Annotated in this window: 7 protein-coding genes; 6 read left to right on the plus strand and 1 reads right to left on the minus strand. The window is 38.3% G+C overall.

What is annotated here, in order from left to right; all coding sequences use genetic code 11:
- Positions 1-698, minus strand: a 698-nt coding sequence (locus tag L1D46_RS17805; protein WP_239977980.1) for a hypothetical protein, incomplete at its 3' end; no start/stop codon positions are given.
- A gap of 494 nt (positions 699-1192) precedes the next feature.
- Here L1D46_RS17805 and azu point away from each other — a divergent pair.
- The 6 genes from azu to L1D46_RS17835 all read left to right on the plus strand — a co-directional run.
- The gene (azu, locus tag L1D46_RS17810; RefSeq protein ID WP_130052844.1) at positions 1193-1630 is read left to right on the plus strand and encodes an azurin; all 438 of its coding nucleotides are present in this window, start codon (positions 1193-1195) and stop codon (positions 1628-1630) included.
- A gap of 385 nt (positions 1631-2015) precedes the next feature.
- Positions 2016-4988 carry a TonB-dependent receptor gene (locus L1D46_RS17815; RefSeq protein WP_130052845.1) on the plus strand — a complete coding sequence of 991 codons (2973 nt, stop codon included), beginning with the start codon at positions 2016-2018 and terminating at the stop codon, positions 4986-4988.
- A 243-nt stretch (positions 4989-5231) separates the two neighbouring features.
- Positions 5232-6758 (plus strand): tryptophan halogenase family protein, encoded by a 1527-nt coding sequence (locus tag L1D46_RS17820; protein WP_130052846.1) that lies wholly within the window; start codon positions 5232-5234, stop codon positions 6756-6758.
- Between the two features lie 9 nt (positions 6759-6767).
- Positions 6768-8255 carry a tryptophan halogenase family protein gene (locus L1D46_RS17825; protein WP_130052847.1) on the plus strand — a complete coding sequence of 496 codons (1488 nt, stop codon included), beginning with the start codon at positions 6768-6770 and terminating at the stop codon, positions 8253-8255.
- A 499-nt stretch (positions 8256-8754) separates the two neighbouring features.
- Positions 8755-10083, plus strand: a complete 1329-nt coding sequence (locus tag L1D46_RS17830; protein ID WP_130052848.1) for a GH1 family beta-glucosidase — start codon at positions 8755-8757, stop codon at positions 10081-10083.
- Positions 10084-10096: 13 nt separating this feature from the next.
- Positions 10097-11188: MFS transporter (locus tag L1D46_RS17835; protein WP_239977981.1), on the plus strand; the 1092-nt coding region annotated here is incomplete at its 3' end.

An 11188-nucleotide genomic window follows, 5' to 3' on the forward strand; every position in this document is an offset into this window, starting at 1 on the left:
GGTATAACCCATAAGGTAATTACTTTTAGTAAAATATTTACAGAGTGAATGCCTAACAAGCTAACGCTAAAGCGAAAGGGAGTACTAGCGACTTGTTTGTATTTACTTACTAAGTGTGCGGAGCTTTTAATACTTTCAATCCAAAACCACCCCAGCAATAATTTTACAAACAAATTGCCCTGGGTCTTTTGTAAAATCAAAAGACTAATTCCTCCCAAAGTCAAAATAATAATTAACAACATTAAAAGGTGAAAAAGTGAATGTATCCAGCTACTCATTTTTAGCCGTTGCTCAAGTTGCTTAGTTCTTGAGAAAAAGTAGAATTTTGCAGGTGATTTATTAGGATTAAATTTTTCTAGTCCAGACAAGTACTCAAAAGCAACATGATACTTGGCTTTATAAGCCTCAAATCCATCGTCTGTAAACTGAAAATCTTCATTTTCGTCTAGTAGAGTATTTTTCTTATCTAAATACTCTAACGCTTCAAGAGCAGCTAATAAACTTTCATTCGTATTATCAGGCTCTGAGGGGAGCTCAAAGCTAATATCATTCTTAATAGATTCCAGATTTAATCGCCATTGCTTAACTAGCTCATGATTAGATGAGAGCTTATCTTGGCCATTACTTTCTGCTTGGTGATCTTTTTCATCGAGGTGTGTAGGGTCATTGCTACTTTCCATATTACTTACAATATCCATATTCAAACAACTGAAATAGATTACTTTTTAAATGTAAAAACTGCAATGTAAATATGCGTAAGATATTGAATTTATAAATGCTCGAGCATTAGTCTGAAAAACCGATCTCCAAGTTTTCTTTCGTAATAAATTAAAAAAGGAGTAGCACGTAGCACGTAGCACGCTACTCCTCCCCCCAAGCCTCGCCTTACATTCATATCTAGAGCGACCTTGATCCAGCAAAGCATAGAGTAGTGAGGAAACAAATCAAGACACGCGCCGTCTTTGGTGAATTATATGGCTTATGAAAAGCTAAGCACTTGTTATTTAATGAATTACCTTACTGACTTATAGTTTCATAATGTGAAACCAACTTTTATTGAGCATTTAATTTTTAAAAATAGCTTTAAATCATCTGTTTTATCAATTGATTAGATTTAATTTACTCGTTAGAGAGTTAAAGCGTTACTTGATAAGTTCAAACCTAAATAACTTAACATTTAACTGGAGGCTCAATGTCTATCCGCAGCACCTTATTAGGTCTTTTCTTTGCAAGCTTTATTTTTCCTGCTTTGGCTCAAGATAATTGCATTGTGAATATAGAAGCCACAAACGAAATGCACTTTTCTAAAAGTGAAATAAACGTATCTGCTAGTTGTACTTCCGTTACTATAAACCTAAAAAACTCTGGCAAGCTACCAGCAACTTTAATGGGACATAATTTGGTTATCTCAAAAAAAGAGGATTTAGTTGGATTAACAAATGATAGCTATGAAGCCGGCTTCGAGAATAACTATGTAAAGCCAAATGACTCTAGAGCAATCGCTGTTTCTAAAGTTATAGGGGGAGGTGAATCAACCTCGATATCTTTCAAAACGTCGCTTATAAATACAAAAGAAGAATATATCTTTTTCTGCGCAACCCCCGGGACATTCGGCAATAATGCAAGGTAGCTTTAGCATAACTAAGTAAAATACTGGCCGTTTACATATTTATCTCGGTCTCACTATCATTTTTTAGAGAATAGGCTGCTTATTAAAAATGACTAAGTTAATGGGAGTTGTATATGGCTCCCATTAAAATTATCAATATCCCCTACCACCCGTTAAATATAACAATCAATATCCGTTCGATTTTCACGCAACTTTTTTAACAATTTGTTGATATAGCTGTTGACGTAAACTGCAAATCACACTACTCTTTTCTGGAAGCGCTTTCATAAGGGCGGTTTTCAACCTCTTTATGGTAGCGCTTCCAGATTTGAAAAATAATCAATTTCGACAACAATATCATGCTCTAATAGCATGAATAACAACGATAAAGAACGAGGGAAACCTGATGCCAAGCCATAACTTTAAAAGAACAAAGTTAGCTTCCAGCTTATCTTTGCTTTTAGGTGCTAGCACCTGCTTATCAGCTTATGCTGAGCAGTCTGAACACAACGACGACATTGAAGTAATTCAAGTAACAGGGTTTAAAGGTAGTATCAAAGAATCAACACAACTAAAACGCTATTCTTCGGGTGTTGTTGATGCGATTTCATCAGAAGATATTGGTAAATTCCCTGATACTAACTTAGCAGAGTCTTTACAACGTATCACAGGTGTATCGATAGACCGCAGTAATGGTGAGGGCTCTAAAGTTACAGTACGTGGTTTTGGTCCAGATTATAATATGGTAACCCTAAACGGGCGTACCATGCCTGCCGCCTCACTTCCTGCTGGCGGGGGCTCACCAAACTCTCGTGCCTATGATTTTGCTAATCTGGCATCAGAAAGTGTTAAATCTGTTGAAGTATATAAAACAGGAAAAGCAAATATCGCATCAGGCGGTATTGGTGCCACAATCAATATCAATACTGCTCGTCCTTTAGACAATCCAGGTTTGATCACGAATATTGGTGTTAAGGCCATGCACGACACAACAAATCGTGTAGGTGATGATATTACACCCGAAATTTCAGGCATTTTTAGTTGGACAGACGAAGAAGCTAAGTTTGGGGTTTCGCTTACTGCAAGCGTTCAAAAAAGAGATAGTTCGGCTGCAGGAGCTTTTGTAAACGAGTGGCGAACAACAGCTTACGACGGCACGATCCCTCAATCTGCAGATGATATTGTTATCGAAAACGCACCTGCTATGGGACAGTATTATTCAATGCCCTCAGACCTTCGATATACAATTGCGGATCGTGAAAGAACACGTACAAATGCGCAATTAACGTTGCAATACAGCCCTGTTGAATCATTAACAGCAACTCTTGATTATACATACTCACAACAAGAGCTCTTTGAGTCGCGAGCTGAGCAATCTATCTGGATGGATAACTATAAAACGCATTTAATTTTTGATGATAATGCAGTTAAAACTCCAATTTACTATAAAGAAGAGCGCAGAGATTTATCCACACGAGATCTCGGTTTAGCTTTACAAGAGCTAAATCAGCTTAATAAAAATGACTCTATTGGTTTAAACCTTGAATACTTTGTTAATGATCGACTTAGTTTTGTATTTGATGCGCACAGCTCAAAGGCAACGAGTGAACCTGATGCGCCTTACGGCAGTTGGGTAAATGCAGGATTAGGTGCAAATGTTGTTGCCTCTCAAGAAGTTGACTTTAGCCGCAAATTACCATCAATGGTGATTGATTTTGATGATTGCAGCCGTGCTAATTTAAACTGTAATGGTGTATTAGACCAAGATGATGTAGGTACTTCTATTCTTGACTCTAACTTCGCACGCCAAGAATCAACCGTTGATGAATTTCGTTTGCTCGGTAAATATGAAATCGAATCAGGCGTAATTGATTTTGGTATTGAATCACGTTCAATGGAAAGTCATTCATTACAATCTCTTACACGTAATACGATGGGTAACTGGGGGATTGAAAACCCTGGAGAGTTACCAGACGGTTACCTTGATCCTACAAACTTCTTAAGTGAACTAGATGGCTACAATACCTCAGGTTCGTTTGATCAAGGATTCACAGGTAGCGCATCTGAAATTGGTTATTGGGCAGCAAGCCAGTACGGCTTTAATTTTGCCGCTGACGGCGCCTTTGCAACAAATCGTACAATAAAAGAAGATATCCAAGCCGCCTTCGTACAATATAAACATCAAGGTGAGATTGGCGATATGCCATTTAACCTCTTAGTTGGTGCTCGATACGAAACGACTGATATCACATCAACAGCAAATATTGATTTACCAAATGCGGTTGCATGGGAAGGTAACAACGACTTTAATGTGCGATATGGTACTGATAAGCAAGATTATTCTCTAAGCTCTGATTATGACCACTTCTTACCTAGCGTAGATTTTGATATTAACGTAGTTGAAGATGTGAAAATTCGAGCCTCATATAGCACAACAATCGCACGACCTACTTATGATAATTTAAGCTCTGCTGCGACAGTGGGAGTGCCTACTGGACCTAGTTTAATTCCAGGTACAACCAATGCACCTGCGTCGACTGGTAACCCAGGCTTAGTGCCGCTTGAATCAGATAATATCGATGTTTCAGCCGAGTGGTATTACAGCGATGTTAGCTATGTTTCTGTCGGTTATTACAATAAAAAAGTTGATAACTTCATAGGCTTAACACCTATGACTCAAAATTACTATGGCTTACGAGATGTATCTGCAGGCCCTCGCGCACAAGCAGCAAAAGCTGAACTTGAGGCAAGAGGTCTAGCTGTCACTGATTCAAACCTATTCCAAATGGTTGCTGCAATGGAAAATGGGGTCGCTTTTGATTCAATGTCTTATGAAGAGTTTGAAGCCGCATACGATATTTTACCTAATAGCGATGACCCGTTAATGGACTTTACAGCTCAAGTCCCTACCAATAACAAAGACGCCAAGATAGATGGTTATGAACTTGCAATACAGCATTTCTTTGGTGATTCAGGTTTTGGTTTTCAGGCAAACTATACGATTGTAAATGGTGATGTTGACTTCAATGTCGCAGCAGACCCAACAACAACGCAATTTGCATTAGTTGGTTTGAGTGATACTGCGAATTTCATTGCAATGTATGAGAATGATAAATTTCAAGCTCGTATAGCCTATAACTGGCGTGATAAATTCTTAAATAATGCTGCACGTTATGTAAATGAGCCCGCATTTACTGAAGAATATTATCAAATCGATTTTAATGTGGCTTATAACTACAGTGAACAACTGTCTTTCTTCTTAGAGGGAATTAACATTACTGAGCAAGACAACCGTCAACATGGTCGATATAAAGCACAGTTATGGAATTTAGACAAAAATGGGGCTCGCTACAATTTAGGTGTACGTTATAACTTCTAACCTATTACTGTAGAAAATGTATATTACGTTTTGTATATACAGCCAAATGCCTATTCGCATATTTGAGTGAACAACTGGGGCTAGAAACTATTTCGTAAGAAGGCAAAAGTACTGTTAAATTAGTTTAAATGAGTCTCTTTTGTAGACTAATTACGATAAGTTTACTTCCTAAAAGATGAACAATTATTGCGAATAGGTATAAAGCCGCTTAATTGAAGCGGCTTTAACATTTAAAGTAAGCATATGAGCAAAAAAATTAATAATATTGTGATCATTGGCGGTGGAGCTGCCGGTTGGCTTACAGCTGGGTTACTATCCAAAGAACACCCAGATAAAAGTATCACCTTAATTGAATCTGCTGATATCGGTATTTCCGGTGTCGGTGAAGGGACGTGGCCATCGATGCGACATACATTGCAACGAATTGGCATAAAAGAAACTGACTTTTTACAGCAATGTGATGCCTCTTTTAAGCAAGGTTCAAAATTCATAAACTGGCGGGGAAAAGAACAGGCAGATAACTATTATCACCCTTTCATGGTTCCTGAAGGCTATAATGAGTATGATGTTCATGCAGCATGGCAGCAGTTGTTTTCTGAACAAAAATACGCCGATGCAATGAACGTGCAAAGCTTTGTTTGTCAAGCTACCCTTGCGCCTAAACAACTGAATACACCTGAATATGCGGGTGTTACAAATTACGGTTATCACCTAGATGCCCATAAATTCGCACAATTTCTCACAAAACATTGTGTAAATACACTCAATGTAAAACGCATTCTCGATAATGTCCTCCACGCCAATAATAATGCTCAAGGCTACATTGAAAGTGTCACTACACAGAATAATGGTGTGATTAACGGTGATTTGTTTATTGATTGCTCTGGTAGTCAAGGACTGTTAATAGCCAAGCACTACCAGATCCCATTTTTAGATCAAAGTCACATTCTTTTTAATAATACTGCTGTGGCAGCGCACTTGCCTTACGAAAGCCCTTCTCAAGATATTGCATCAGCGACTTTATCCACCGCACAATCCGCTGGCTGGATTTGGGATATAGGATTACCTACTAGACGCGGTATTGGCTATACATTTAGTGATAAATATTGTGACGTTGAAACTGCTGTTGAAACACTAAAAAGTTATGCTGCACAATCTGTTGGCATTCAACAAGCTAACAATATTGAAACAAGAACATTACGCTTTACGCCTGGTTACAGAGAAGTATTCTGGCATAAAAACTGTGTTGCAATAGGAATGTCGCAAGGATTTATAGAGCCACTAGAAGCTTCGGCGTTAGCAATGGTTGAATTAAGTATTAGCATGCTAAGTGAACAAATGCCTGTAGACCAAGTACACATGCAGTTGTTGAGAAAACGTTTTAATAAACGTTTTAGGTACCGCTGGAAGCAAGTCATCAATTTTCTAAAGCTACATTATGTATTGAGTAGTCGCGATGATAGTAGCTATTGGTCCGATAACCACCACCATAAAAGTATCCCAAGTGAATTACAGAGCTTGCTAAAACTATGGCAATATCAAGCTCCCAGCCGATTTGACTTTATAGAAAATGAAGAAATTTTTTCTTCTGCGAGTTATCAATACGTGCTTTATGGCATGGGCTTCAAAACCAAGCAAACAAAAAAGCTTGATAACCATACATATCAGATGGCACAAAAACTCTACCAACTCAATCGCAAGAAGATTGCGCAATACTTACAAAAACTACCCACTAATCGACTGTTATTAGAACAATTACAAAGGGAGTAAGGTGGCAAAATGAGACAACAACAAATTAAACAAGTAGTCATAGCTGGCGGTGGTACCGCAGGCTGGATGACAGCTGCCGCGTTAGCTAAATTACTAAATAAAGATATTAAAATCTGCTTAATTGAATCAGATGATATCGGCACTGTCGGTGTTGGAGAGGCAACAATTCCACCTATTCGTACCTTTCATAAATTGCTAGGTATCGATGAACAAGAATTTATGAGGGCCACACAAGCCACATTCAAACTGGGAATTAGCTTTGAGAATTGGCATCAGCCAAACAGTGATTACATTCACTCTTTCGGTATGACAGGTAAAGAATGTTGGGCTGGAGAGTTCCACCATTTTTGGTTGCATTGGCAAAAAATGGGCAATACCGATGATTTCGCAGATTACTGCTATGAACTACAGGCAGCTAAGCAAGGTAAATTTGGGATTAGCCCTCAAAACCCAATTAATTACGCATTTCATATGGATGCCAGTCGTTATGCTACATTTTTAAGAGCATTTTCAGAAAACCTCGGTGTCAAACGTATAGAAGGTAAAATTGAACGGGTAAATAAACATTCTGATAATGGCTTTATTAAAAGCTTATCGCTGGATAATAACACTGAAATAGCGGGTGATTTTTTTATTGATTGCACTGGTTTCAAAGGCATACTTATCGAGCAAGCCTTACATACAGGGTTTGAAGATTGGTCTCATTTATTACCTTGCGACAGTGCCGTTGCGGTACAAACAAAAGGAACATCAGACCCTCTCCCTTACACGCGTTCTATTGCGCATCAATCAGGATGGCAATGGCAAATTCCTTTGCAAAACAGAGTTGGCAATGGCTTAGTTTATTGCAGCCGCTATTTAAATGACCATGATGCAACTAAATTACTATTAGATAACCTTATTGGAGACACCCTAACCGAACCAAAAATCATTAAATTTAAAACTGGTCGTAGGCGTAAAGGGTGGAACAAAAACTGTTTAGCGCTAGGTCTTGCCAGTGGCTTTTTAGAACCTCTTGAATCAACAAGTATCCACTTGATTATGACCGGTATCATTCGGTTTATGCGCCTGTATCCTTTTGCTGGTGTAACACAACAAGCTATCGATGAATATAATAAGCAATTGAAGTCAGAGCTCGAAAGTATTCGTGACTTTATTGTTTTGCATTATAAAGTTACGGATAGGCAAGACAGTGAATTTTGGCGTCATTGCCAAGCTATGGAAATTCCTGAGTCACTTGCTCATAAAATCGCATTATTTAAAGAAACTGGCCGAGTATTTTTAGATGATGGCGATATTTTCCGTGTCGACTCTTGGGTTCAAGTCATGCTTGGGCAAGGTGTTAAACCAAAACAATATCATTATGTTGCTTCTTTAATGAATGACCAAGAGTTAAGTCGCTTTATGCAAGGCATTAAACAACAAATTGCCCATCGGTTAGCGCAATTGCCAACTCATAAAGAGTTTATTAACAAGTACTGTCGAATAGATGACTGAGCCCACAGTAAAGCCGATACGATTATTGTTAAAATATGCATAATAAAATTTACTGTAAAGCCGCTTTTAAGCGCTCGCTTTACAGTAATTACAAACTGAGTTAGGCCTCTCTTAATGAGGATTTTAGGCGTCAAGGGTTAGTGATAACTAAAAACACTTAGCGTAAAAATGCTAAAAAGTAAAAACCATGACTCAACGGAGAAAATAATCTAACCACTCAACTTTCAGCTCTTAAATTGTCACTATAACTAAAAAAAAGCCTAACACTAACTCATTAATTATTAAATATTAAAATGACTTACCTAGGTTGTTTTCAGGCTAAACAAAATAAACGGTTGACCGTTTGGACAATAGCCTCTAACCTAAATATGGAAGCGCTACCATAAACAACGCAACAACTTTCAAATCATGCAATACGCATAAAGATGGAAGCGCTACCATAACAACTTAAATTTAGCTGCAAGATTTACTTGCATTTGTTTATCAAAGGTTTCTTTACATGACTCAGCTCACGTTACCAAAAAACTCAACAATGCTTAGCAAAAACTTTATCTATGGCGTTGCAACGGCTTCGTTTCAAATCGAAGGAGCAGCTGATAAGCGCCTCCCTTGTATTTGGGATACTTTCTGTGCGACCCCAGGAAAAATAGCTGATAACTCAAACGGTAATTTCGCCTGTGAGCATGTAAAAAAATGGAAAGACGATATTGAGCTAATCGACTCTTTAGGTGTAGATGCCTATCGCCTATCAATTTCTTGGCCAAGAGTCATAAAGTTAGACGGTACCTTAAATCAAGAAGGTATTAACTTTTACATTAATATTTTAGACGAGTTAATGCGTCGAAATATTAAAGCATTCGTCACTTTATACCACTGGGATTTACCACAGCATTTAGAGGATAAGGGCGGCTGGTTAAATCGTGAAACAGCGTATGAGTTTGCTCGTTATGTTGATCTAGTTAGTAAAGAGCTATCTGGAAAAGTATATTCATATGCAACGTTGAATGAACCTTTCTGCAGCTCGTATTTGGGCTATGAAATAGGCGTTCACGCTCCGGGCATCAAAGGCCGTGAATTTGGCCGAAAAGCCGCTCATCATTTATTACTTGCCCATGGTTTAGCAATGAAGGTGCTAACTAAAAATAGCCCAGAGTCGTTAAACGGTATCGTGCTTAACTTTACTCCATGTTATTCCGTATCATCAAGCGAAGCAGACATTGCAGCAACAGCTTTTGCTGATGACTATATAAACCAATGGTATATGAAACCTATAATGCAAGGAGCTTACCCTGACATCATAGAGCAGTTGCCACCCGCTCACAGACCTGACATTCTAGATGGCGACATGGAGATTATTTGCCAACCTTTAGATTTCTTAGGCGTAAATTTTTATACCAGACTGCGTTATGAAGCAAGTGATACAGATTATTACCATGAACTGCCTCACCAAGCGCCGATGACCGATATTGGTTGGGAAATTTACCCATCTGCATTGACCGAATTATTAGACTCCTTGCATCAAAAATATGATTTGCCGCCAATTTATATTACAGAGAATGGAGCTGCTATGGCGGACAAAATGGAGAATGGAGAGGTGAACGATCAAGATCGTATCGACTATTATAATGCCCATTTAAATGCAGTGAATGATGCCATATTACAAGGTGTTGATGTAGCTGGCTACTTTGCATGGAGCTTAATGGATAATTTCGAGTGGGCAGAAGGTTATTCAAAACGCTTCGGAATTGTTCATGTTGATTACGATACACAAGTACGAACAGTAAAGCTAAGTGGTAAAGCATATAGTCAGTTAATCACGCGCCGATAATAAGACAACAATAATGATAAAACACACTCTTCCCATCTACGAAAAAATAGGCTACGCGATGGGCGATGCCGGCGCTAATTTAGTTTGGCGTGGTGCTTTGGCTTATTTAGCCGTTTTTTATACAGACACATTTGGTATTTCTGCCGCCGCTGCTGCGTTACTTTTTTTAGTTGTGCGCTTATCAGATGGCGTGACAGATATAATAATGGGGATGATTGCAGATAGAACGCAAACACGTTTCGGTAAATTTCGTCCTTGGATATTGTGGTCAACTCCTTTTCTAGCCTTGTTTATGGTGTTGTGCTTCACAACACCTGACATAAGCCCAGCAGCTAAGCTATTTTATGCTTATTTCACTTATATAGGGCTCACTCTAGCTTATACGGTAAGTAACGTACCCTACTCTGCTTTAATGGGGGTTATGACTGGTGATGATCTAGAGCGAACTAAACTGTCTGGCTTTCGCTTTGCCGGAGCATTTGCAGGTGGCTTATTAGTTATGGGCTTTTTACCTGATTTAGTTGCATACTTTGGGGAAGGAAATAGCGCACAAGGTTACCAATACACTATGTATGTATTTGCAGCCTTACTCACTGTACTCATGTTAATCACGTTTGTAAGTACAAAGGAGCGCGTTCAACCTGCAACAAAAACGCAAGTTTCACTAAAAACTGAGCTAACTGATTTAAGTAAAAGCTTACCTTTTATCATTCTTCCTTTATTGGCGATCACATTATTTTTCTATTATCGCGAGCTCTACTCCGGTTTGTTTTTTGCGGCAACAATGATTTTTATGACTGTCGTAATTCGTCGCTTACTTGCAAGCGATCATAGTAAGCTAAGTGGCACTCAACGAGATATGGTTGATTTACTTACAAATAAACCATGGCTGATCTTATTAGGTATGGGCTTTTTAACAATGATGTTTAATGGCATTAAATATGGTGTCATTGCTTATTATTTTAAATATTACGTAGGTAATGAGCTTTTAACTGGCCAATACTTTATAGCTTTATTAATCGTCTCAATTTTCGGCGCGTTGAGTACAGGAAAATTAGCTGAGATTCTGGGTAAACGTACTTTGTTTATCGCTTCATTATTACTA

The organism is Pseudoalteromonas sp. Isolate3 (assembly GCF_022398505.1).
GTDB classification, from domain to species: Bacteria; Pseudomonadota; Gammaproteobacteria; order Enterobacterales; family Alteromonadaceae; genus Pseudoalteromonas; species Pseudoalteromonas apostichopi.